Raw genomic sequence first — 24517 nt, 5'->3', positions numbered from 1 at the left:
TTTATAACAAAGTGAAGTGCAAAAAAGAACATTTTTACCGAATAAATACAGGGTGTAAATGGTATCAAAAAACCGCTAATAATGTTTAACCCAAAAACAAAAAATTATGAACAATTTAAAACAGATTTTAGCGATTGTAATGTTATTAAGTGTAACAGCAGTAACAGCTCAACAAACGGCATATGTTGACGCAGAAAGCGGATTATCTCTTAGAGACCAACCCGACGTCAACGGAAAAATGTTAAGCAAATTGGCGTACGGACAAGCCATAGGTGTATTAGAAAAAACTAATAATAAACTTGTAGTCCTCGATGGTGGTAAAAAAGTCAGTGGTGAATGGGTAAAAGTTGAAACCCGAAACCATATTGGTTATGTGTTTAATGGCTATTTATCGTCAACAAAAATTTCTAAAACCATTAGATTGGATTTAGACAAATTGAATATTGAAATTAAGAATTTAGCGACTAGCGACCATAAAAGAACGCACAATTTGAAACAACAAGATTCCATTACAATTAATGTGGATCTCGGAGCTTCACCTGAAAAAAAACAAATTGTTTTAGTTGATAATGATTATAAGCATGTGAGTATTTTTCAACGTTACGAAAATAGCATTTCATTTATGAGTACAGATGCGCAATGCGACTCTAAGGATTGGAAACATTTTGATTTGGGATGGAAACCACTAAAACAAACTAGATCTAATACGTTTGAAACTTTAGCCTATACAGAAAACGACTGGAAGCACTTTATTGATACTTCAATTGAAGATTTAAAAACAGAGGTCATAGACCAATGTGGATCAGATTGGTTAGACTACTTTAAGACCATTAAGAATCGAAAAGATCAACCTATTGGAGTTGCCACAAATCGTGTGTTTTTAAAGTTTATACTCACCGATTTTGAAGATAATATCACTGAAAAAATAATTGAATTTGATATGCCTAAAGGCTGCTAAATTGAAATTGAACCTGACAGATTTTTGAAACCTGTCAGGTTTAATTTACTTATTTTATACTATTGTACTAACGTAAAAGAAACCCTAAGGATATTTTATAAAAAATGAAGTTAATAAACGACATAAAGCGTCACAAGATCAAGTCTGTAGTACTTGCTGCGCTTCTTGTAGCTTATTATTTCTGTTTACCAAAAGACCTCTTTAAAGACCCAACAGCGACTGTAATTACCAGTAGCAACAACACACTGTTAGGCGCAAAAATTGCAGATGATGGTCAATGGCGCTTTCCCAAAACCAATAACGTCCCAGAGAAGTTTAAAACATGCCTTCTCCTTTTTGAAGACGACTATTTTTACATTCATCCAGGGTTCAATCCGATTTCAATCTTTAAAGCTTTAAAAGAAAATATAAGTTCTGGCTCAGTAAAACGCGGTGGAAGCACACTCACACAACAGGTTATTCGTTTATCTCGAAAAGGCCAATCACGTACCTATTTAGAAAAACTAAAAGAACTTATTCTTGCCACACGTTTAGAGCTAAGATTAACCAAAGATGAAATTTTAAATTTATACGCAAGTCACGCTCCTTTTGGAGGTAATGTGGTAGGTATTGATGCCGCAGCATGGCGTTATTTTAATAGAGAAGCCTCTAATTTATCTTGGGCAGAAAGTGCCACCCTTGCCGTTTTACCCAATGCCCCTAGCTTAATCTATCCAGGTAAAAATCAACAACAACTCCTTAATAAACGGAATCGATTACTAAAAAAATTGTTAGACAATGGTACTATAGATCGTTTAACTTATCAGCTTTCAATTGCTGAAGCGTTACCACAGAAACCTTATCCTTTACCTCAAACAGCACCCCATTTACTACAAAAAGTAGCTAAACATAATAAAGGAGAACGCTTTAAAACTACCATTGATGTGGCATTGCAATCCCAAGTCAACCATATTGTAAAACAACACTACAATATTTTAAAACAAAATGAAATTTATAATATTTCAGTTTTAGTTTTAGATGTTAAAACTAGAAAGGTTTTAACTTACATTGGAAATTCCCCAACCGATAAAGCACATCAAAAGAGTGTCGATATCATTGACAAACCAAGAAGTACTGGCAGTATTCTTAAACCATTTTTATATGCAGCTATGCTCGATGCAGGTGACCTATTACCTTATACTTTGGTTCCAGATGTACCAACGCAGTTTGGGAGTTATCAACCAGAAAATTATAACAAATCTTATGATGGCGCCGTCCCGGCGAATGAGGCTTTATCTCGATCATTAAATGTGCCAGCCGTAAGGATGTTACAATCTTTTGGTCTGGATAGGTTTTATCATTATCTAAAAGCCCTGAAATTAAAAGATTTAACCCATAGTGCTAATCATTACGGCTTAGCATTAGCTCTTGGAGGTGCCGAAAGTAATCTGTGGGATTTGTGTAAAAGCTACGCCGCCATGGCCTCAACGCTTAATCATTTTAATGCTAAATCTAGCCGTTACTTTACAAATGAATTTTGTGAACCTACATTCAATTTTAAAACCACTATTAATTTTGGATCGCCTGTTGCAGAAAAGCAAATTTTTAATTCTGCAGCGATTTTTTACACCTTTGAAAGCATGAAGCAAGTTAATCGTCCTGAAAGTGACCTAAGTTGGGAGTATTACAATTCGTCTCAAGAAATTGCTTGGAAAACCGGAACAAGTTTTGGGTTTAGAGATGCTTGGGCTATTGGAACCACACCAGATTATGTTGTTGGTGTTTGGGTAGGGAATGCCGATGGAGAAGGACGACCAGGTTTAATTGGTGTACAAACGGCTGCTCCAATATTGTTTGATGTTTTTGATATGCTACCTAAAAGTGAATGGTTTGCAAAACCTTATGACGAAATGATAACAGTAGAAGTATGCAAGCAAAGTGGCTATAGAGCCTCTACCGTTTGCGAAACAACTACACTATTAGAGATCCCCATTGACGGACAAAAAACACCTCCTTGCCCATTTCATAGGCTTGTACATTTAGATTCACAAGAAGAATTTCAAGTGAATTCTTCTTGTGAATCTGTTTCAAACATACATCATAAATCTTGGTTTATTTTACCTCCGTTACAGGCACATTTTTTTAAACTCAAAAATCCCATATACAAGTCCTTACCTCCCTTTAGGTCAGATTGCGATGAACGTACAACTGTAGCCATGGAATTTATTTACCCTAATGAACAAAAAACCATATATCTTCCGACAGATTTTGATGGAAAAACCAATGAATTAATATTAAAAGTAGCACATTCAAAGCCAGAACTTCAAGTATTTTGGTATATAGATAGTGAATATTTAGGCAGCACTAAAACCCTTCATGAAATGGCAATGATACCAACTCCTGGTGATCATACCATTACCGTTGTAGACGAAATAGGAACAACAATAAAACGTAAAATTAAGGTTTTACAATAATGCTTTCAGCAGTAAATCCCTACTTTTGTAAAAATAATCAACTCATTACTTATGGAAATTGTACAGTTTATACATTCAAAATGGGCCTATTTAGTGCTCTTAGTCTTAATTCTTGCAACTTTAAATGCACTGATTAAATTTTTTGGTGACAAAGAATTTGATGCTAAAGATTTTAGAATTTCGCTATTTGCATTAATTACAATGCATATTCAATTGCTAATAGGCATTGTATTGTATTTTATGAAAGACTATTTCTCGGTTATAGAGCAAGTTGGTGGCATGGGAGAGGTAATGAAAAATTCTGCCTTAAGAAACCTCATTGTTGAGCATCCACTTACTATGATTATTGCCGTGGCTTTAGTGACTATTGGGTATTCTAAACACAAAAAGAAATTGACTTCTAGACCAAAATTTAAACTATTAGCTATCTTTTATACTATAGCATTACTTTTAGTATTGGCTAAAATACCTTGGAATCTTTGGTTCTAATTACTAATAATTATAACATAAAAAAAGCGTTAAGAAACTCTCTTCTTAACGCTTTTTTTTAGTTTTTAAACTGGCCTAGTCCACTTCTTTAACTAAGTATATGTATACTGGGAAGTGATCACTATAACCCCCTGAAAGTCCTGCATCAACCATTCGGTATGGGTAGCCTTTGTATCGTCCTTCTTTATTCGTTAAATACGATTCATTAAAAATACCTGCTTTATAAAATCTAAATGACGAATAATCTTTCTCTAAAAATGGTTTAGTAAATAAAATCATGTCAAATAAACTCCAAGCATCTCTATAACCTGTAGTACCTAATCCTTTTTTCTTGTATAGATTTTCATAGGGATTATATACTCCTTTTAGTTTCACCTTATCTTTGTCCGATTCTGTTTTAATTGATTTCTTCATACTATCATTAGTAGGATTATCATTAAAATCTCCCATGGTAATCACCTTTGCATAAGGATCTATAGACTGTAAAGAGTCTATTATTCTTTTGTTAAGTTTACCAGCAGCCACTCGTTTAAAACGACTTCTAGCTTCACCACCACTTCGCGATGGCCAGTGATTAACGATAATATGAATTAAATCACCTTCTAATTCACCACTTACCAGTAACTGATCTCTGGTGTACACACGTTTCCTTGTAGAATCGTCATAAATTAATAATTCATGAGAACTTGTATCAATTGGTTTAAATAAGTCTTTCTGATATAGTAAGGCTACATCAATTCCTCTTTTGTCTGGAGAATCAAAATGAACAATACCATAGTCTTTACTCAAAAGCTCTGGTTGATTTACTAAATCGACAAGCACTTGTCGGTTTTCAACTTCAGAAACTCCAATGATTGCGGGTGTGTTTTTAGTATCTTTAGAACCAATATCTGCAACAACCTTGGCCATGTTTTGTAATTTCTTTTTATAAGCTTCGCCTCTTAGAGCTTCACTCATTTCCATTATAGGACTTGCCTCGTCATACTTAGCGGTATCATTTATTGTATCAAATAAATTTTCTAAATTGTAAAATGCTACAGTATGTATTTTATACTTTTTCTTTTCCTGAGCATTTATACCTATAAAGGTCAAAACAAATAGTACTAATAAGCTGTGTTTTAATTTTTTCATCTAGCGCATGTTATGTTAACATTAATTACTTTACAAATCTTGAGCCAAAAGTAGATATTTATTATAAATAATGTAAATTTGCACGCCTTAAATAACTTTTATTTAATGTACCAAGATTATTAACTATAAATTATGATATGAAAAAAAGTTTAGTTATTTTATTATTTGGTGTTTTAACCTCCTTTACGATGATGGCTCAAAGCACCATTATAAAGGGTAGTGTAAAAGATGCTGCATCTTCGGAACCAATTCCAGATGTCACTATTACAATTGAAGAAACCCAGCAAACTACTTTAACCGATGGCTTTGGAGAATTTATTTTCTCTAGCAATGTACCTTTAGGCGAGCAAGTCTTAAGAATTTCTAAAGAAGGGTATATTACAAAGCGTTATCCTATTATTGTAAATGAAGGAAAAACTGTTGACATTACAGATATGATTTTAGACATAGATGTATCAGATGTACAGGATATGTTTACAATTACACTTTCTGATGATGAATTAAATGACGACACTAGTGGTGCCGATAATATTTCGGGATTATTATCATCATCATTAGATATTTTTCAAAGAACTGCAGCGTTTGAGTTTAGCTCTTCGTTCTTTAAAGTAAGAGGATTAGATTCTGAGAACGGTTCTGTTTTAATGAACGGAATTGAAATGAACAAACTTTATAACGGTAGACCACAATGGAGTAATTGGGGTGGATTAAACGACATGATGCGTAATCAGGTTTTAACTACAGGTCTAACACCATCAGATTACAACTTTGGAGGTATTTTAGGTACTTCTAATATTATTACTAGAGCTTCATCTTACAGAAAAGGTGGACGTGTTACTTTTTCATCTTCAAATAGAAGTTATACCAATCGTGCTATGGCAAGCTATGCTTCTGGATTATTAGAAGATGGTTGGTCTTATGCTCTTATGATCGGAAGACGTTGGGGTGAAGAAGGTTTTGTAGATGGTACTCTATATGACTCTAATTCATTTTTTGCTTCTGTAGAAAAGAAAATTAACGATAAGCATAGTATTAACTTCACTTCTGTATACACACCTAACAGAAGAGGAAAGTCATCTCCTAACACTCAAGAAATTTATGACCTCAAAGGAATTAAATACAATGAGTATTGGGGAAGTTTAGATGGAGAGCAACGCAACTCACGTATTAAAGAAGTTGAAGAGCCAATTTTTATGTTAAATCACTATTGGGATATCTCTTCTAAAACAAAATTAAATACTAATGTTGGTTACCAGTTTGGTAAATTAGGAAACAGTAGATTAGATTACAGTGGTGGTGGAAACCCTAGTGCTGCTTACTACCAGTTATTACCTAGTTACCATGTACAAAGAGGTGATCTTGATAAAGCTTATTTAGCGGAACAAGAATTTATTGCTGACGGACAACTAGACTGGAATCGTATTATAGATGCCAACCTTACTAATAACATAAGCGATACAAGTTCTGCATATGCTTTATATGAAGATAGATCTGATGATACACAGTTAACCGTAAATTCTATTTTTACATCTGAAATCACTGATAATATTATTATTAACGGAGCGGTTAATTACAAGAACTTAAAATCAGAAAACTTTGGTGAAGTTATCGACTTATTAGGATCTGATGTTGGTTTATTAAATGTAGATTCTTTTGATGGTTACGAATACGATAACCGTAATCCAGGTAGATTAGTAGGTGAAGGTGACAAATACCGATACAATTATAACTTATTTGCAGATGTACTTTCTGCTTATGCACAAGGTCAGTTTACTTATAACAAATTTGATTTTTATGTTTCTGGTAGTATTACAAACACTACATACCAAAGAGAAGGTTTATGGGAAAACAGTAGATTTGATGGTACAGAAGGAAGACCTGCATCTTATGGTAAAGGTGAAGAGCTTTCTTTTACAGGCGTAGGAGGAAAAGGTGGTTTTACTTATAAAATCTCTGGTAAACACTTAATAGATATTAACGCTGGTTATTTAACAAGAGCGCCTAATTTACGTAATACGTATTCAAACTCTAGAGAAAACCACAGTGTTGTAAGAGATATTACAGAAGAAACTGTAACTTCTTTTGATGCTAGTTACATTTTTAGATCACCAATAGTAAATGCAAAAATTACTGGTTTCTACACTAAGATAGAAGACGCTAATGAAGTAGGATTTTATTATGCAGATGGTATTAGTGGTGGAAACGACATTGCTGATAACGATACTTCTGCTTTTGTTCAAGAAGTATTACAAGGTATTGATAAGAAACATTTAGGTGTTGAATTAGGTATTGAAGCACAAGTAACTCCTACTATTAAATTAAAAGGTGCTGCTTCTATAGGTCAGTACACATATGACAACAACCCCAATTTATATTTAACTTCGGCGAGTTTTGTAACTGAAGACGGTTCAGGTATCATTGATTATGGAAAAGCAAACCTAAAAGATTATAAATTAGCGGGAGGTCCTCAGAGAGCTGCTTCTATTGGTTTTGAATATAGAGATCCAGATTTCTGGTGGTTTGGTGCTACAGCGAACTTCTTTTCTAATGCTTACATTGATGTAAACGCATTAACAAGAACACAAAACTTTTATTTAGCTTCAGATGGGTTACCAATCAATGACTACGATGAAGAGTTAGCCACTGAGCTATTAAAACAAGAAGAAATTAGTGATTACATGGTGGTAAACCTTGTAGGTGGTAAATCTTGGAAAGTAGGAGATTACTACATTAGTTTATTTGCTAGTGTTGGTAACGTATTAGATGAGATTTATAAGACTGGTGGTTTTGAGCAAGGTAGAAATGCTAACTACACTCAATTAAGAGATGATAATGCAAATGGTACTCCTAGATTTGGTCCTAAATATTGGTATGGTCGTGGTGCAAATTATTTTGTTAACTTAAATGTCAGATTCTAAAAAGAAAAAATAATAAATAATATTACGATTATGAAATGTGAAACATTCATGAGTTCTATAATTATAAATAAAAATGTTATGAATAAAACGATTAAATCTTTAAAATTAATTTTAATCTTAATGGCATCATTTGCTATTACATCTTGTGTGGAAGATGACGATTACACTATTCCTACAAACTTAGGAGATGAAGAAAACTATGCACTTCAAGAGCTATTAGATACTGCAACTGAAGTTTCATTTGATTATGCTAAAGCATTATATAACTCAGATCCTAATGGTGATGGAGATAACGATGATGCTATACCATATTTAGTAGAAAATGACATTTATATTAAAGGTTACGTTTCTTCTAGCGATAGAACTGGAAACTTCTACAAAGAATTATATATTCAGAATAGTGCAGAAAACCCAACTAGCGCTATGAAAATCATCTTAGACCAAGTATCTAACTACAACCAATTTAATAAAGGTAGAGAAGTTTATATTAAACTTACTGACCTTTATATTGGAGAAGAGCGTACAGGTAGTGGAATTTACACTATTGGTGGCGAACCAGAATTTGATCAGTTTGGTGGTACTGTAACTTCATTAAATTTCAATGAAATCGCTGAAAACATGTTACGCTCAGGAACAACTGAAGAAATTGTTCCTTTAAACTTAACATTCTCTGAAATTACAGACGATCACGTTGGTATGTTCATTCAAGTTGATAATGTAGAATTTGCTGATAACTTAAACGGATTACAGTATTTTGATCCTTCTGAAGTTTATGATACAGCAAGAACTTTACAATCTTGTACAGGTTTTAGTTATGAAACTTTTACGTTAGAGACAAGTTCTTTCGCAGATTTTAAAGCTTACGATTTACCAACAGGAAACGGTTCAATAAAAGCGGTTCTTAGCAAAACATTTGATGCTAGTAGTTTTGTTTTAGCCTTAAACTCTGTTGATGATGTAGATATGGATGGCGCAAGATGTTCTTTATTAGATCCGTCTGATTTTACAACTGTTTTTTCTGAGGATTTTGAAACTGCCACAAATAATACAGATTTAGATTTTACTGGTTGGACAAACTTTGCAGAAGAAGGTTCTTGGAAATGGAGAGAAAAAACTTTTAGTGGTAATGGTTATACTGAGTTTAGCACGTATAATTCTGGAAGTCCATCTAACATTGCTTGGTTAGTAACTCCAGGTATTGATATGGACGCACAAAACAATGAGTTCTTAAATTTTAAAGCCGCACAGCATCATCTAGATTCTGCAGATAATACTTTAGAAGTATTTGTATCTACAGATTTCAATGGCTCTGATGTATTAAGTGCAACTTGGATCCCTGTTAATGCGAGCTTACCATCTCAAGCAAACGAATGGTATGATTTTGTTGATTCTGGCTTAATTGATTTATCTTCTTACACTGGTACATTATATGTAGCGTTTAAAGTTGTAGGTTCTGGTACGGACACAACATTAGATGGTGCTTATCAAATAGATGATATTTCTATTATAGCAAACTAAAAACGGTAATATTTTACAAGAACCTGCTGATTTTATAATTGGCAGGTTTTTGTTTTTTTAATACACTACGCTATGGCCTCATTTACAGATACCAATTACATGTATATCTTTAATCATTATAAAAAGAAATACGGTAAAAAAAGTATCAATATTGCATTACTCTATGTTTGCTTATTAGAGTTTTCATTTATACTTGCTATAGGCTCATTTTTAAAAGCGTTTGCGAGCCAAATGAAGATGTCTGTACTATCTAACTCTAAGTTCTGGGTATTGTACACTATAATTGCATTGTTTATCATTTCTAAAAACTGGATGCGCTATAACGGCAGAAAACGAAACATTCTTAACGCCAAAAACAAACATAAAAAAAGTTCTATATTTTTACTTTGGATATTACCACTAGGTTGTATTGCTATCGCTTTAATACTGTTACAGGTGCCATAAAAAAAAACGCCATCCGTATTGGATAGCGTTTCTTCTATAATTTTTTATACTGAAATTATTCTACGTTCTCTACAGTACCAAATTCTTCTACTTTGTGCATGTTCTTTACTTTATAAATGTCTGCAACTTTAGTCACAGTTTCCTCTAAGGACTCTGGCGAAACTTTAGACTCATCATACTCTACCATAGCTAAACGCGAATCAAAGTCTACCTTGGCCGATTTTACACCTTCCATTTTAGCCATTTTCTTTTCAATGGTCTTAGCACAGCCCATGGCACACGTCATACCTTCAATACCAAATTCAACTTTTGCGTAAGTGGCATTAGGATTTAAAGCCGCTTTAGTTTCAGTTTTAGAAACTTCTATGTCTACAGTTTTCACTTCTGGCTGAGATTCATTTTTACAAGATGTAAAACTTACAGCCAAAATTGCTACTACACTTAAGGTCTTAAATATCTTCATTACTTTAACGGATTAATAATTTTGGTTAAATCTAAGAAATATTGTCGTTTCGCACGAGATAATTAACGAATTTTGTGATTCCTTAGTAACCAATTTGTATGAAAAATCCTAATCTCAAGTGGATCTATCTCTTTGTACTTTCCGTAATATGGGGAAGTTCTTTTATCTTAATTAAAAAATCGCTATTAGGTCTTACGGCTTTTCAGCTAGGAGCCTTGAGAACTATCATTACAGGTCTACTTCTTATTGGTTTTGGTTTTAATACCTTAAAAACCATGCCTAAATCTAAATGGAAATGGCTCTTGCTTTCTGGATTATTAGGTTCATTTATTCCAGCATTCTTTTTTGCCATTGCCGAAACGGAAATTGACAGTGCGGTAGCATCAATATTAAATTCATTAGTACCGCTAAACACTATATTAATGGGTTTTGCTATATTTAAAATCACCTCTACTAAACGACAAATTTTGGGTGTTATCGTAGGCTTTATAGGTACAGCCCTATTAATTTTAAAAGGGTCAGCTCTAAACCCTAATCAAAATTACTATTACGCAGGTTTTGTAATTCTATCTACCATAATGTATGCTGCGAACGTTAATATTATTAAACGTTATTTACAAGAAGTAAAACCCCTAGCTATTGCGGCTGGAAGTTATATCTTTATACTATTTCCGGCTATCATTGTATTACTCTGTAGTGACTTTTTTACTTCTGCGACTTTAAATAATCCTGAATTAATAAGTGCTTTATTCTACATCACTGTTCTTTCTGTATTTGGCACAGCTATTGCCAAAGTGGTCTTTTTTAAATTGGTACAACTATCTACACCTGTGTTTGCATCCTCTGTAACTTATATTATGCCAATCGTCGCTTTAATTTGGGGAATTATAGACGGTGAAACCTTTAGTTTACTTCAAGGTTTAGCAGCTTTACTAATTTTAGCTGGAGTCTATTTATCTCATAAAAACAAATAGTTAGCATAAAAAAACCGAAGCTTTCACTTCGGTTTTTGTATAGTTATCTATATCTGATTAATTAAAATCAGCATCAGTAATACCTTCGTTAATTTTAACTTCAGTAGTTTCAAAAGTTAAAACTTGAGGACCTGTTGCTATTTTCATAGTGTTTGGCAACATAATATCCCCAGTTTCTTTGTAGTTAGAATAATCAGTTACAGTAGTCAATTTTTGACCTCCCATTTCTGCTGTTTCTTCTGTTCTTACTAAAAACCCTGACTCCGTATCGTAATATCTGTAAGAGGTTGCCTCTCCATTAACCACTTTTACTTTATAAACATCAGAACCTTCGATAGTCATTACACTTTCTAACTCTACATTTGAAGGTTCTAAATATAATTCAGGAAACAATCCTTTTTCAGCTTTCTTAGCTGCTAAAGCCTTGTCGTCCATTACTGTTTTTTGACCTTGCTGAACCATGTAGCCAGTTTCACCATTGAAGCTTTGTTGCATAACTGCACCCATTCCTTCTACAACAATTTCCATATAAGATTTATTAGGAGCCATTTGTTTAACCGTTGCTTTTGGTTTAAATGGTGCACCTTGAATAGTAACATCAGAATTTACTAAAATTGTATTAATATTATTTAAATGGTCTTTACCACCAACAGCTTTGATATAGTTGTTAATAACAGCATCAGCTGTTAAACCTTCTGGTAATGGCTTAGAGAATACTGGCTTTTCAACCGGATTAGCATACGCGTCATAATATTTAATAGGAATTCCGGTTTTTTCTAAGTTTTCAATAACATCACTTCCTTTACCTACAATAACAATTCTAGCGTTATCAGTCTTAAAGTATTTGTTTGCTATTCTTTGAACATCCTCCACACTTACATCATTTATTTTCTGTAAATATGTGGTATAAAAATCTTCAGGTAAGTTATTTATCTTAATGTTTAACGCGTAATTAGCAACTGTTTGAGGACTTTCTAATCCCATTATAAAGTTTCCAACATATTTTGCTTTAGCATCCTTAAGGATTTGAGGATCTACCGGCTCTGTTTTAATACGATTAATTTCTTTTAAAGCCTCTACAACAGCGCTATCTGTGACCATATTTCTTACTTTAGCTGTCGCATTGAAACGACCTGCTCCGTATCTATTAGCTCTTAAGCTAGAATAGGCACCGTAAGTGTACCCATGCTCTTCACGAAGATTTTTAAATAAATAACCTTCACCACCACCACCTAAGATGTTGTTTGTGATTAAAGCAGCATGATAATCTTCATCATTCATTTTCAAATCTACATTGTTTGTAATGGCAATGCTAGACTGTGTTGCAGTTGGCATATCTACAAAGTTAATTTGAGTGTACTGCGCATCTGGATTTACTTTTGGAAGTGTTGTGGTAATTCCAACAGATTTTTCCCATTTACCAAAATGATTCTTTATTTGCTTCTTTACAGTTTTAAAATCGACATCTCCGATAACAACTAAATAGGCATTATTTGGATTAAAATATTTTTCGTAAAACGCTAATGCATCACCAAAAGAGACATTATTAATAGTTTCTTCTGTTACATACTCACCGTAAGGGTGGTTTTTGCCATAAGATAACGCATCACTTACTCTACTACCAATTGCATCAATGCTCTTTTCGTTTTGCTTTAAACTTTCGATAAGTTTAGTTTTTTCTTTATCAAACTCTTCTTCAGTTAATAACGGATTTAACGCTGCGTCTGCCATTAATTCTAAAATACGCTCAGAATATTTAGTTAACGAACTTGCAAAACCACCACTAAAACCAAAATTTAGTCTCGCTCCTAAGAAATCAATTTCTTCATTGAACTCATCTTTTGAAATGCTTGTGGTTCCGTTACCTAGCATACTACCAATTAAGCTTTCTACTCCTGCTTTTTTACCCGTAGCGATAGGTTTATTATCAATACGTAAAGAGTACGATACTCGTGGTAATTTATGATTTTCAACAACTAATACTTTTAAGCCGTTTTTTAGTTCAAATTCCTGAGGAACCTCTAATGTAATCTCTGGCTCTGGTCCAGCTTTAGGCTGTTTAGATCTATCTATTTGTGCATTTACACCTATAGTGACTAAAAACAATAGGATAAATGCAGATAATTTTGTTTTCATAATATATGTTGTTTTCATCTTACTGATCTTCTTTTTTTGGTAAATATTCTATTTCAACACGCTGATTTGGGCTTAAGTACTTTTTAGCTACAGCTTGAATTTCTTCTCTTGTAATAGATCTGTAAATGTCTATTTCTTTATTAATTAAATCTACATCATCATACAATAAATAATATGTTGCTAAAGAACTTGCAATACCTGCAATACTTGAGTTTGCATTTACAAATTGATTTTCAAATTGATTTAATAATTTTTGATGATCACGTTCTGAGATTAATTCATTTTGCATTTTAGCAACCTCTTCATCAATTTCAGTTAACAATGTATTTAATTCTACATCTCCTAAAGGAATAGCGAATAACGCAAATATGCTATAATCCATTTGAGCCAAGTTTACTGCTTGTACGGCTAAGGCTTGCTTTTGTTGATCGACTAATTTCTTGTATAAAACAGAACTTTTTCCACCACTTAAGTAAGTTGAAATCATATCTAAAATATAAGCATCGCGTGTACCGTGACCCGGAGTTCTATACGTTGCAATGATTGCAGGTACTTGAATATTTTTATCAAAAGCCTGTGCTTTTATTGTCTCTGTAATTGGTTCTTCTTTAGGGAAGTTTCTTACAACTTCTGGTCTTTTTTTAACAGCACTAAAATAATCTCTAACCATTTTTTTAGTGTCGTCAATGTTAATATCTCCAGCAACAACTAATACAGCATTATTAGGACCATAATATTTATCAAAATAGGCATTAAATTCTTCTAAAGTCGCTGCATCTAAATGCTCCATATATCCAATATTTGGATCTTTGTAAGGGTGTACTTTAAATAAGTTAGATCCGATAGCCTCTAAAATACCACCATAAGGAGAATCGTAACGTTGACGTTTTTCTTCTTTTACCACTTCATTTTGAGTATCTACACCAACCTGATCGATAACTGGGTGTAACATACGCTCAGACTCTAACCATAATCCCAGTTCTAACTTATTAGAAGGAAAAATCTCGTAATAATACGTACGGTCTTGAGACGTATTGGCATTAAAAGTTCCTCCATTAGCTGGGATAATTTTCATAAACTCTCCACGTCCAATATTTTCAGAACCCTCAAACAACAAGTGCTCAAAGAAGTGTGCAAAACCTGTACGTTCTCTATCACCATCTTTTCCTCCTACATCGTACATAACAGAAGTAATAACAACAGGTGCCGTATTATCTTGATGTAAGATGACGTGTAATCCATTGTCTAAATCAAACTCTTCGAATTCTACTTGTTGTGCTGTTGAATTAAATCCAACCAACAACAAAATAGCTAGAGTAAATAAGCCTTTTTTCATTATTAAGTGTGTTTAAATTTAAATTGTTTTAACTGTTTGTCTTTACTAAATGTATTTTGTTACATGTAGTCTCACAAAAATAAGGAATGATTTTACTTTTTAACATAATTATATCCGAAAACTAAAAATAGTCACTCCATAAAATAGTGATTGTAATTATATCGAGTGCTATTGCTATAATAAAACTGGTTGAAAAGCCTTAAAACGTTTGTAGATTAAGAATTTAGGAGTATATTTGCATCCGCTTTCTGAGAAGAAAGGTATTTATTTAATAAACAAATTAATAAAAACGTTACGCTATGTACGCAATTGTAGAGATAGCAGGGCATCAATTCAAAGTTGAAAAAGACCAAAGAGTTTTTGTTAACCGTTTAGCAACAGAAGAAGGATCGACAGTAGATTTCGATAATGTTCTTTTGATTGGTGATGGTAGCAATATTACTGTAGGCGCCCCAGCTATAGACGGAGCACAAGTAGGTGCAAAAGTCTTAAGACACCTTAAAGGTGACAAAGTAATTGTCTTTAAAAAGAAAAGACGTAAAGGTTACCGTGTAAAAAACGGACACAGACAATCTTTAACTGAAATCGTAATTGAAGGTATTACAGCTTCTGGAGCCAAAAAAGCGACTCCTAAGAAAGAAGCTAAAAAAGTAGAAACGAAAGCTAAAAAAGCGGCTCCTAAAAAAGCCACAGGAAAAGCTGACGATTTGAAAAAAATTGAAGGAGCAGGACCTAAAGCTGCTGAAGCATTAGTAAATGCTGGTTTAGATACTTTTGCTAAAGTGGCAGAAGCAAAACCTGAAGCTTTAAGTACAATTCTTTCTGAAGCTAGTTCTAGATTAGCACACATCGTTACTGATACTTGGCCAAAGCAAGCTAAATTAGCCGCTGAAGGAAAGTGGGACGAATTAAAAGAATTACAAGACAGATTAGACGGTGGAATTGAAAAGTAATTTTCAGTTACATTAATATTAACAAAATAAAACCTTAGATCATGGCTCATAAAAAAGGAGTTGGTAGTTCGAAGAATGGTAGAGAATCAGAATCGAAACGTTTAGGCGTTAAGATTTTTGGTGGACAAGCTGCTATTGCTGGAAACATTATCATAAGACAACGTGGTAACACGCACCATCCAGGTGAAAACGTTTATCAAGGAAAAGACCATACTTTACATGCTAAAGTTGATGGTTTAGTTAAATTTACTAAGAAAAAAGACAATAAGTCTTACGTTTCTATAGAGCCTTTTGAGGCTTAGGAAATTTTCCTTATCAAAGTATTAAAAACCCTTTCTATTTTATAGAAAGGGTTTTTACATTTTATAATATGAAGAAATGCAATACTTATTAAATAATCTCCATCTTCTTTAGTAAGAAACTCGCATTCATATTTTGGCAAACACCTTGTTTCAATTTATAATCGAAAAAGAGCTCATCATTAACGATTTCAGCATCAAAGTAGTAGTTTTTTACAGCTTTTAATTCGCTTTCAATTTCCGTGAGGCTTAAATCGTGTGTAGCTATAATTCCTGTAGCATTTTGCTTCACCAATTTTTCAACAAATTTTCTAGAGCCAATGGCCTTGTCTGTACTATTGGTTCCTTTTAAAATTTCGTCTAGAATTACAAAATAGTTTTTATCGTTTTCAATGGTATCTACTACAAATTTTAAACGCGTAAGTTCACTAAAGAAGTACGAACTATCATCGGTTAACGAATCCGTAGTTCGCATACTTGTAATTAACTTAATCGGCTTGTATTTGCTTTGTTTTGCACAAATAGGCAGTCCAACATTAGCCATAACAATATGAAGTGCCACAGTTCTTAAAAAGGTGCTTTTCCCTGCCATGTTTGCTCCTGTAACGATGAAAAATTGTTCTTCTTCAAGTTTTAAATCGCTATCAACACGTTTTTCAGGATTTAATAAGGGATGTCCTAAACCTTCTGCTAAAATAGTTACCGGTTCTTCTGTTAGAATTGGATAGGTAAAATCTTGATGATTAAAAGCATAATTTCCAAAACTATTAAAGGCATCAAAAAAAGTAACGACTTCAAACCAATCTTCAACCTTATCTCCGTATTGTGCAATCCACTTTTCAACGTTATAACTATTTCTGATGTCAATGAGCAAATAGCCGTTTCCAAAAATAGCAGAAATGAAATTATTTCTATTATCTAAGGCATCTAGTCTTTTTGAAAATTTTGAAAATATCTCGGAAGCTTTTAAGCCTTCTGATTGTATTAACTCTTGTTTCGACTTTAATAATTTTGATGTAAATTCAGCATTTTCAATAGCATTTAATAACCACGCATATTGTCTAAAGGTGTCTTTAGCACGCTCGGTATGCTGAGCTAAAATATTTATTTTCTTTAGATACATACTAGTAATACCTAAGCCCAACAACAACCAATACCCAATTATTGAAATTGGAATAATTTCAGCGACTCCAAACCCAATAATCACTAATGAGGCCACACTAAATGCTATCGTTAGCATATATTGGGTTTTACTCAAAAACGGTTTATATTCATTTATCCATGTAATAATGGATTTTGCAGAATGTTCTACTTCTATACCTTGAGCGACTGCTCTATAATTTTGCCTCCATTTTGGCAAGTTAGCTAATTCTTGTATCGCTTTTTGCCTAGTTTCTATCTGTGTAATATCATTTGAGAGTAAATATGAGGTAAGTTTTTGTGTGCCCTCTTTTAACCCTGTTCTATTTATAAATTGGAAAAAGGAACCTTTACCAAATAAATCGATATCTAAACTAAAAAAGTGCTTAGGATTTTGAAATTCTTCACCATCAGGCCTGTCATAAAAATCCCCTTTTGCTATGGCTATTTCTTCTTCATTAAGGGTAATTAATCGTTTGTGAAGATTTCTTCTCGCTTTTAAATCGGTATATTTAGATAATAAAAACAAGAAACTTGCCATACCTACTGCGGCAATTCCGGCTGCAATTTGCCAATTCTCATAGGTAAAATAAATACCAAATACAGTTAAAACAAAAATGGAAAGTCTAAGTATACTATATAAACTTAATTGCTTAAAAATTCGTTTAGATTCCGTTTGATTGTAATCTAATTGGGCTTTATAAAAAATAATAGGGTTTTGCATATTGCAGAATTAAAATCGAAATATAAGAAAAGAAAAATCCCAAGCTCAAAATTAACTTGGGATTTATATATCATTTAACGTAATACGTTATAGTCTATTGTAATATATTAGCCTTTTAAAGTTGCAGATAAATACTCACGATTCATACGTGCAATATTCTCTAAAGAAATGCCTTTAGGACATTCCACTTCACAAGCTCCTGTATTTGTACAATTACCAAAACCTTCTAAGTCCATTTGTGCCACCATATTTCTAACACGATCTGCTGCTTCTACTTGTCCTTGTGGTAATAACGCATATTGTGATACTTTAGCACCAACAAATAGCATGGCAGAAGAGTTTTTACAACTTGCTACACAAGCACCACAACCAATACAGGTGGCCGCATCCATAGCCTCATCTGCAGCATGTTTAGAAATAGGAATAGAATTTGCATCTTGAGTATTACCAGACGTATTTACTGAAATATACCCACCAGCTTGTTGAATACGCTCAAAAGCCATTCTATCTACTACTAAATCTTTTATTACTGGAAATGCTGCTGCTCTAAATGGCTCAATCGTAATGGTATCTCCATCATTAAACATACGCATATGTAATTGACAAGTTGTTACACCTCTATCAGGTCCGTGCGCTTCTCCATTAATGTACATAGAACACATCCCACAAATTCCTTCACGACAATCATGATCAAATGCAACAGGCTCTTCACCAGAATTAACTAATTGCTCATTTAAAACATCCATCATTTCTAAGAAAGACATATGTTCTGAAATGTCAGTTACTTTGTAATCGACCATTTGACCCTTAGCTTTTGAGTCTTTTTGTCTCCAAATTTTAAGTGTTAAATTCATTTGTTTAGTTTTTGGTTTCTAGTTGTTTGTTGTTAGTTAATGTGTCCATAAACTAACAACCATCAACCATCAACTATTTATAAGAACGTTGTTTCAGTTCAATATCTTTAAATTCTAATTGTTCTTTGTGTAATACTGCATCAGCAGGCTCTCCTTTGTATTCCCAAGCCGCAACAAATGCAAAATCTTCATCGTTACGTTTTGCTTCACCTTTTTGAGGACCATCTAATTCCGCAGATTCTTCTCTAAAGTGCCCACCACAAGACTCAGCTCTCATAAGGGCATCTTTAGCAAATAATTCACCTAATTCTAAGAAATCTGCCACACGACCAGCTTTCTCAAGTTCAGGATTCATCTCATCTGCTGTGCCTGGTACAGAAACGTCTTTCCAAAACTCTTCACGTATTGCTTTAATTTCAGCCATAGCTTCTGTTAAACCTTGTGCGTTTCTAGACATACCTGCCTTATCCCACATTACCTTTCCTAGTTTCTTGTGGAAATAATCTACAGATTTACTTCCCTTATTATTCACAAAGAAATTAATTCTATCAGTTACTTCTTTTTCGGCGTCATCAAATTCTTTAGTATCCGTAGGAATTTTTCCAGTACGAATATCACCAGATAAATAATCTCCAATTGTATAAGGCAATACAAAATAACCATCAGCTAAACCTTGCATTAAAGCAGAAGCACCTAGTCTATTTGCACCATGATCAGAGAAATTTGCTTCCCCAATACAGTAACACCCAGGAATTGTAGTCATTAAATTATAATCGACCCAAATACCTCCCATAGTGTAATGTACTGCCGGATAAATCATCATTGGAGTTTTATAAGGATCCTGATCTACAATTTTTTCGTACATCTGGAATAAGTTTCCATATTTAGCCTCTACAATGGCCTGACCCAATTCGTATATTTTATCTGCAGTAGGATTAGATATATTATGAATTTTTGCTTGCTCTTTTCCATAACGCTCAATCGCAGAAGCAAAATCTAAATACACAGCTTCACCAGTTTGGTTCACACCATAACCAGCATCGCAACGTTCTTTTGCAGCTCTAGAAGCTACATCTCGAGGTACGAGGTTACCAAATGCTGGATAACGACGTTCTAAATAATAATCGCGTTCATCCTCAGACAAATCTGTTGGTTTTTTACGACCTTCTCTTATTGCAATTACGTCTTCTAAATTTTTAGGCACCCAAATACGTCCATCATTACGCAATGATTCTGACATTAACGTCAGTTTAGATTGGTAATCTCCAGAACGCGGAATACATGTTGGGTGTATTTGTGTATAACAAGGATTTGCGAAATACGCTCCTTTTTTATGAATCTTCCAAGCTGCAGTTGCATTAGATCCCATGGCGTTCGTTGATAAGAAATATACATTTCCGTAGCCACCAGAACCTACAACAACAGCATGTGCTGAATGTCTTTCTACTTCACCAGTAATTAAATTACGAGCAATAATACCACGTGCTTTGCCGTCTACAATGACAACATCTAGCATTTCGTGACGGTTAAACATTTCAATCTTACCACGAGCAATTTGTCTATTCATTGCAGAATACGCTCCTAATAATAACTGTTGTCCTGTTTGCCCTTTAGCGTAGAATGTTCTAGATACTAAAACTCCACCAAAAGAACGGTTGTCTAATAACCCACCATAATCACGTGCAAAAGGGACACCTTGTGCTACACATTGATCTATAATATTTGCAGACACCTCAGCCAAACGATATACGTTTGCTTCACGCGAGCGGTAATCTCCACCTTTTACAGTATCATAAAACAGTCTATATGTAGAATCCCCGTCACCTTGGTAATTTTTTGCAGCGTTAATACCACCTTGAGCAGCAATGGAGTGTGCTCTACGAGGTGAATCTTGATAAGCAAATGCTTTAACATTATAACCTAGTTCTGCTAAAGTTGCAGCCGCAGAACCACCAGCAAGTCCAGTACCAACAACAATAACATCGATATGACGTTTATTGGCCGGATTTACTAAATCAATTTTATTTTTATAATCTGTCCATTTATCTTTAATTGGACCCTTTGGTACTTTTGAATCTAAAGCCATATTAGATATGTTTTTTAGTGATTAAAGTGATGAAACAATGCAATAAAAATGAATCCTACAGGAATAATAATTGCGTACGCTTTTCCAAATCCCTTTAACCCTTTTGTGTATTTATTATTTGCTCCAACCGATTGAAATGCAGAATCAAAACCGTGTAATAAGTGAAGTGCTAAAAACACAAAACCAACACAGTAAAGCGCAACACGCCAAATAGGAACAAATTTTTCTTGTAATTCGTGGAAGTATCTAAATTCACCATTGTACATACCAGACATATCACCAACAATATACTTTGTGTTTATTTCAGGAATCCAGAAATCAATAAAGTGAATAATTAAAAATGCTAAAATAAAGCCTCCACTCCAAATCATGTTTCTGCTCATCCACGTAGAATTCGCAGCACCATTATTTTTTGCATACTTTACACCATTGGCTTTGTTGTTTTTAATTTCTAGTACAAAACCCATTACAAAGTGAAAAATAACACCAATAATTAAAATAGGTTGAATTACATATTGAATAACCCAAAATGTACCCATAAAGTGCGAGATCTCGTTAAAAGTATCCGGACTTAATACAGAAAAAAGGTTAATTACAAAATGTTGTAGTACAAAAATCATGAGAAAGAGTGCCGAAAGTGCCATGGCAAACTTTCTTCCTATCGACGAATTTAGAATTCCGCTCATTGTAGTTCTAATTTATTTAGTGTAACAAAGATACTGCGCAATTAACTTTTACCCAACTACGAGGATTATTAATTAATTTATTTAGAATGAATTTAAGTAGAATGTTATCTACTTTATTTTAAGCATAGTATTCTCATTATCAATCTCAATTTTATACGTCCCTTTTGGCAAATAGTATTTTTTGTTTCCTGTTTCTCTAAACTGAATGTCTTTTTCGTCTTTCATTAAAGCCTTTTTTCCTTTATCTGTTAACTCTAAGTTATAATCCACGTAATTAAAACCTTTCTCTACCTTAATAGTGATACTATATAACTCAGCACCACTTTCAGATTGTATTTTTAGATGTTTTTGACCAGACATTGTACTGTAGAATTGAATTGTTATATTAGGCTCAAACGCTTCATTCCATGGACTCCATGAACTTCCCCAGCGCTCAGAATAGCGTATAGGTTTTACATCCATAAAGGTGATAGTCTTCTCAATAGTATTGGGGCTTAAAATTTGAAGCGCTTCAATATTCGTCTTATAAATACTTCGTCCGTGCGTACCTAATATCAAATCCTTAGCTTCAGGCTGTATCACAATATCATGAACAGCGACATTTGGAAGACCGTTTGAAAACGCTTCCCAAGAATTTCCTTTATCAAAAGACACGTAGGCACCATTATCTGTTCCTAAATACAACATGTTTTCGTTTGAAGGATCCTCCCTAATAACATTTACTGGTGATGCCGGAATCGTTACACCAATATCTTTCCACGTTTGCCCATAATCTTCGCTACTATATACGTACACTTTAAAATCATCCCAACGATATCCGTTTAATGTTACGTATACTCGTTCTTTGTTGTGCTGAGATGCAACAATCCTACTTACCCATAAGTCTTTGGGTAATTTTTTTGAAATTGTAGTCCAGTTGCCACCTCCATTTTTTGTTACACTCACCACACCATCATCACTCCCTGTATAAATAAGCCCAAATTGAAAAGGACTTTCGCTTATCGATGTTAATGTGCCATATGCTACATTACCTTTTTTTCCTCCATTGGTTAAATCATCGCTGATCGCTGCGAAATCATCGCCTCTATTCATAGAGCGCATTAATTTATTACCACCTAAATATAAAATATCTTGGTTGTGAGGTGACAATAAAATGGGTGTTTGCCAATTAAACCGGTAAGGAGTTTCACCTAAAGTATGTTTGGGCTGTATGTATTTAAATTCTTCAGATTTACGGTTAATTCTGTAATAATTTCCAAACTGATATCCTGTGTATACAATATTAGCATCTCTACTATCAATCTGAATTTGCACGCCATCTCCTCCCATTAATTCTTGCCAAGGATACTGTCCGCTCTGATGCCAACTTTTATCTTCTTTTGCATTATTTGCACCAACCCAAACACCATTATCTTGCAAACCACCATAGATATGATACGGTTTTTCATAATCTATATTAATCGCATAAAATTGCCCAACCGCCACAGCATTTAATTTTACCCAACTCTCACCATCATCATAACTCATATTTAATCCACCATCATTACCATCAATAAGGTGTCCTTTCATTTTGGGATTTACCCAAAGTGCTTGATGATCGGCATGTACATTTTCGCGACTAATAGATGTAAATGATTGACCTCCATCTTTAGATTTTAATAACGGCACTCCTAAAATATAAATGCCGTTTTCATCTTGCGGATCCACTCTTATTTCACCAAAATAGTAACCATAACTATAGTATAATCCATCAATGTAATCGTCATGTGTTTTTTGCCATGTTTTACCGCCATCTCCACTCTTATAAACCTCTGCACCAATAACAGGAGTATCAAATAACATCGCATTTGCATCTTCTAAATAGTGCGCCAAATCTATTGGCTTTACCGAGCCACTACTTACTAATTGTTTAATGTTGGAGGCACGATATTTTTCATGAAATCCATTGGTCTTTAAATAGGCATTCAGTTTTTTATCTTCAAGCTTCATAAACTCTAAAACATCCATCGTCTTAAAATCGTCTTTAGTTAAACCAGAATTATGTTTAGCATTAGACTTACTTGGCCTGTGAAACTGACTATCGAGCAACGCATAAATAATGTTTTCACTAAACATAGCAAGACCAATTCTCCCTACACCTTCACCCGCTGGAAAACCACTACTTTCGGTTGAAACCTTTTCCCAAGTATCACCTCCATCTATACTTTTATAAATCGCGGAATTATGACCACTTCCTGAAAAATTCCAAGCTTTTCGATCTCGAGTCCAAGAAGACGCAAAAAGCACATTAAAATTATCTGGTGCATGTTGCACATCAATAATGCCACTCATGGCATCCACAAATAAAGTTTGTTTCCAAGTCTCGCCTCCATCTGTAGTTTTATAAATGCCACGCTCGTCATTTGGCGAGTATAGATGCCCTGTTACACCAACAACAACTTCATCTGGGTTATTAGGGTGAATAAGAATGCGCCCTATATGATGTGAGTCCGTTAACCCAACATGTGTCCAAGTATTGCCATTATCATTCGATTTTAAAATCCCAATTCCCGAATAACTTGAGCGCGAACTATTATTTTCACCGGTACCTACCCAAATGGTTCTATTTTTCCAATCTACTGCAATATCACCTATATTCTGCGTCTCAGCATTGTCGAAAATTGAAGTAAATGTGATTCCATTATTAGTGGTATACCACACACCTCCTGAGGCATAACCCACATAAAACTCTGTTGGCATTTCTGGGTTCACAGCAACATCTACAACTCGCCCACTCATTACGGATGGTCCAATATTTTTAAAAGGCACATTTTTAACTAATGAGTTTTGTGCCATTTCTTGTTTTTGCAGCAAGGCTTTAGAAGTCCATTCTGCAGGCGTTGCCTTTTGTTGAGAAAAAACAAAAAGAGCACTTACAAAAAATGCGAGCGACAGGAGTTTTAACTTATACATGAT

At 34.0% G+C, this 24517-nt stretch carries 18 protein-coding genes; 9 read left to right on the top strand and 9 right to left on the bottom strand.

Annotation, left to right across the window (positions count from 1 at the left end; genetic code table 11):
• The first annotated feature begins 106 nt into the window (after positions 1–106).
• The 3 genes from C8N41_RS03995 (at position 107) to C8N41_RS03985 (ending at position 3900) form a co-directional block, all read left to right on the top strand.
• Positions 107–958 (top strand): SH3 domain-containing protein, encoded by an 852-nt coding sequence (locus C8N41_RS03995; RefSeq protein WP_115838300.1) that lies wholly within the window; start codon positions 107–109, stop codon positions 956–958.
• 104 nt (positions 959–1062) lie between these two features.
• A complete protein-coding gene (gene pbpC / locus C8N41_RS03990) occupies positions 1063–3411 on the top strand; it encodes a penicillin-binding protein 1C (protein ID WP_115838299.1) in 2349 nt (782 codons plus the stop codon).
• 51 nt (positions 3412–3462) lie between these two features.
• Positions 3463–3900, top strand: coding sequence for a hypothetical protein (locus C8N41_RS03985; protein ID WP_170137084.1), 438 nt, complete (start codon positions 3463–3465; stop codon positions 3898–3900).
• A 75-nt stretch (positions 3901–3975) separates the two neighbouring features.
• Here C8N41_RS03985 and C8N41_RS03980 read toward each other — a convergent pair whose 3' ends face one another.
• Positions 3976–5031: an endonuclease/exonuclease/phosphatase family protein gene (locus C8N41_RS03980; RefSeq protein ID WP_092445558.1), complete on the bottom strand. Its 1056-nt coding sequence runs from the start codon at positions 5029–5031 to the stop codon at positions 3976–3978.
• 137 nt (positions 5032–5168) lie between these two features.
• Between C8N41_RS03980 and C8N41_RS03975 the strand changes: the two genes are divergently transcribed.
• The 3 genes from C8N41_RS03975 to C8N41_RS03965 all read left to right on the top strand — a co-directional run bounded on the left by C8N41_RS03975 (position 5169) and on the right by C8N41_RS03965 (position 9911).
• A complete protein-coding gene (locus C8N41_RS03975; RefSeq protein ID WP_115838298.1) occupies positions 5169–7949 on the top strand; it encodes a carboxypeptidase regulatory-like domain-containing protein in 2781 nt (926 codons plus the stop codon).
• 78 nt (positions 7950–8027) lie between these two features.
• Positions 8028–9467, top strand: a complete 1440-nt coding sequence (locus C8N41_RS03970) for a DUF5689 domain-containing protein (RefSeq protein ID WP_115838793.1) — start codon at positions 8028–8030, stop codon at positions 9465–9467.
• Between the two features lie 72 nt (positions 9468–9539).
• Positions 9540–9911 carry a hypothetical protein gene (locus tag C8N41_RS03965; RefSeq protein WP_092447747.1) on the top strand — a complete coding sequence of 124 codons (372 nt, stop codon included), beginning with the start codon at positions 9540–9542 and terminating at the stop codon, positions 9909–9911.
• Positions 9912–9966: 55 nt separating this feature from the next.
• Here the strand turns inward: C8N41_RS03965 and C8N41_RS03960 are convergent, their stop codons facing one another.
• Positions 9967–10374 carry a cation transporter gene (locus tag C8N41_RS03960; protein ID WP_115838297.1) on the bottom strand — a complete coding sequence of 136 codons (408 nt, stop codon included), beginning with the start codon at positions 10372–10374 and terminating at the stop codon, positions 9967–9969.
• A 98-nt stretch (positions 10375–10472) separates the two neighbouring features.
• On the opposite strand from C8N41_RS03960, the gene C8N41_RS03955 reads away from it, so the two are divergent.
• On the top strand, positions 10473–11348 hold the full coding sequence (locus tag C8N41_RS03955; RefSeq protein ID WP_115838296.1) for a DMT family transporter: 876 nt from the start codon (positions 10473–10475) through the stop codon (positions 11346–11348).
• A 57-nt stretch (positions 11349–11405) separates the two neighbouring features.
• Here C8N41_RS03955 and C8N41_RS03950 read toward each other — a convergent pair whose 3' ends face one another.
• Positions 11406–13484, bottom strand: coding sequence for an insulinase family protein (locus C8N41_RS03950; protein ID WP_115838792.1), 2079 nt, complete (start codon positions 13482–13484; stop codon positions 11406–11408).
• A 19-nt stretch (positions 13485–13503) separates the two neighbouring features.
• The gene (locus C8N41_RS03945) at positions 13504–14820 is read right to left on the bottom strand and encodes a M16 family metallopeptidase (protein WP_092445566.1); all 1317 of its coding nucleotides are present in this window, start codon (positions 14818–14820) and stop codon (positions 13504–13506) included.
• Positions 14821–15119: 299 nt separating this feature from the next.
• Here C8N41_RS03945 and rplU point away from each other — a divergent pair, with 299 nt between their 5' ends.
• Positions 15120–15773 carry a 50S ribosomal protein L21 gene (gene rplU / locus C8N41_RS03940; RefSeq protein ID WP_092445568.1) on the top strand — a complete coding sequence of 218 codons (654 nt, stop codon included), beginning with the start codon at positions 15120–15122 and terminating at the stop codon, positions 15771–15773.
• A 41-nt stretch (positions 15774–15814) separates the two neighbouring features.
• Positions 15815–16075 (top strand): 50S ribosomal protein L27, encoded by a 261-nt coding sequence (gene rpmA, locus C8N41_RS03935; RefSeq protein WP_013869859.1) that lies wholly within the window; start codon positions 15815–15817, stop codon positions 16073–16075.
• Positions 16076–16163: 88 nt separating this feature from the next.
• Here rpmA and C8N41_RS03930 read toward each other — a convergent pair whose 3' ends face one another.
• From C8N41_RS03930 to C8N41_RS03910, 5 genes are all read right to left on the bottom strand, one after another.
• Positions 16164–17936, bottom strand: coding sequence for a MutS-related protein (locus C8N41_RS03930; RefSeq protein WP_115838295.1), 1773 nt, complete (start codon positions 17934–17936; stop codon positions 16164–16166).
• 107 nt (positions 17937–18043) lie between these two features.
• Positions 18044–18790 (bottom strand): succinate dehydrogenase/fumarate reductase iron-sulfur subunit, encoded by a 747-nt coding sequence (locus tag C8N41_RS03925; RefSeq protein WP_092445572.1) that lies wholly within the window; start codon positions 18788–18790, stop codon positions 18044–18046.
• A gap of 73 nt (positions 18791–18863) precedes the next feature.
• The gene (locus tag C8N41_RS03920; RefSeq protein WP_115838294.1) at positions 18864–20876 is read right to left on the bottom strand and encodes a fumarate reductase/succinate dehydrogenase flavoprotein subunit; all 2013 of its coding nucleotides are present in this window, start codon (positions 20874–20876) and stop codon (positions 18864–18866) included.
• A 14-nt stretch (positions 20877–20890) separates the two neighbouring features.
• Positions 20891–21562 carry a succinate dehydrogenase cytochrome b subunit gene (locus tag C8N41_RS03915; protein WP_115838293.1) on the bottom strand — a complete coding sequence of 224 codons (672 nt, stop codon included), beginning with the start codon at positions 21560–21562 and terminating at the stop codon, positions 20891–20893.
• A gap of 108 nt (positions 21563–21670) precedes the next feature.
• A complete protein-coding gene (locus C8N41_RS03910; RefSeq protein WP_115838292.1) occupies positions 21671–24514 on the bottom strand; it encodes a VPS10 domain-containing protein in 2844 nt (947 codons plus the stop codon).
• Positions 24515–24517: the final 3 nt, after the last annotated feature.

It is taken from the genome of Winogradskyella sediminis (assembly GCF_003387355.1).
In the GTDB taxonomy this organism is placed as follows: Bacteria; Bacteroidota; Bacteroidia; order Flavobacteriales; family Flavobacteriaceae; genus Winogradskyella; species Winogradskyella sediminis.
This window is presented reverse-complemented; position numbering and strand designations above follow the sequence as displayed.

Excerpts from the sequence above, each read along its gene's own strand:
- C8N41_RS03970 (WP_115838793.1), top strand. The coding sequence starts at position 8,028 with ATGAATAAAACGATTAAATCTTTAAAATTAATTTTAATCTTAATGGCA.
- C8N41_RS03950 (WP_115838792.1), bottom strand. The coding sequence starts at position 13,484 with ATGAAAACAAAATTATCTGCATTTATCCTATTGTTTTTAGTCACTATA.
- C8N41_RS03925 (WP_092445572.1), bottom strand. The coding sequence starts at position 18,790 with ATGAATTTAACACTTAAAATTTGGAGACAAAAAGACTCAAAAGCTAAG.
- C8N41_RS03945 (WP_092445566.1), bottom strand. The coding sequence starts at position 14,820 with ATGAAAAAAGGCTTATTTACTCTAGCTATTTTGTTGTTGGTTGGATTT.
- pbpC (WP_115838299.1), top strand. The coding sequence starts at position 1,063 with ATGAAGTTAATAAACGACATAAAGCGTCACAAGATCAAGTCTGTAGTA.
- rplU (WP_092445568.1), top strand. The coding sequence starts at position 15,120 with ATGTACGCAATTGTAGAGATAGCAGGGCATCAATTCAAAGTTGAAAAA.
- C8N41_RS03960 (WP_115838297.1), bottom strand. The coding sequence starts at position 10,374 with ATGAAGATATTTAAGACCTTAAGTGTAGTAGCAATTTTGGCTGTAAGT.
- C8N41_RS03995 (WP_115838300.1), top strand. The coding sequence starts at position 107 with ATGAACAATTTAAAACAGATTTTAGCGATTGTAATGTTATTAAGTGTA.
- C8N41_RS03980 (WP_092445558.1), bottom strand. The coding sequence starts at position 5,031 with ATGAAAAAATTAAAACACAGCTTATTAGTACTATTTGTTTTGACCTTT.
- C8N41_RS03920 (WP_115838294.1), bottom strand. The coding sequence starts at position 20,876 with ATGGCTTTAGATTCAAAAGTACCAAAGGGTCCAATTAAAGATAAATGG.
- C8N41_RS03965 (WP_092447747.1), top strand. The coding sequence starts at position 9,540 with ATGGCCTCATTTACAGATACCAATTACATGTATATCTTTAATCATTAT.
- C8N41_RS03915 (WP_115838293.1), bottom strand. The coding sequence starts at position 21,562 with ATGAGCGGAATTCTAAATTCGTCGATAGGAAGAAAGTTTGCCATGGCA.
- C8N41_RS03955 (WP_115838296.1), top strand. The coding sequence starts at position 10,473 with ATGAAAAATCCTAATCTCAAGTGGATCTATCTCTTTGTACTTTCCGTA.
- C8N41_RS03910 (WP_115838292.1), bottom strand. The coding sequence starts at position 24,514 with ATGTATAAGTTAAAACTCCTGTCGCTCGCATTTTTTGTAAGTGCTCTT.
- C8N41_RS03930 (WP_115838295.1), bottom strand. The coding sequence starts at position 17,936 with ATGCAAAACCCTATTATTTTTTATAAAGCCCAATTAGATTACAATCAA.
- C8N41_RS03975 (WP_115838298.1), top strand. The coding sequence starts at position 5,169 with ATGAAAAAAAGTTTAGTTATTTTATTATTTGGTGTTTTAACCTCCTTT.
- rpmA (WP_013869859.1), top strand. The coding sequence starts at position 15,815 with ATGGCTCATAAAAAAGGAGTTGGTAGTTCGAAGAATGGTAGAGAATCA.
- C8N41_RS03985 (WP_170137084.1), top strand. The coding sequence starts at position 3,463 with ATGGAAATTGTACAGTTTATACATTCAAAATGGGCCTATTTAGTGCTC.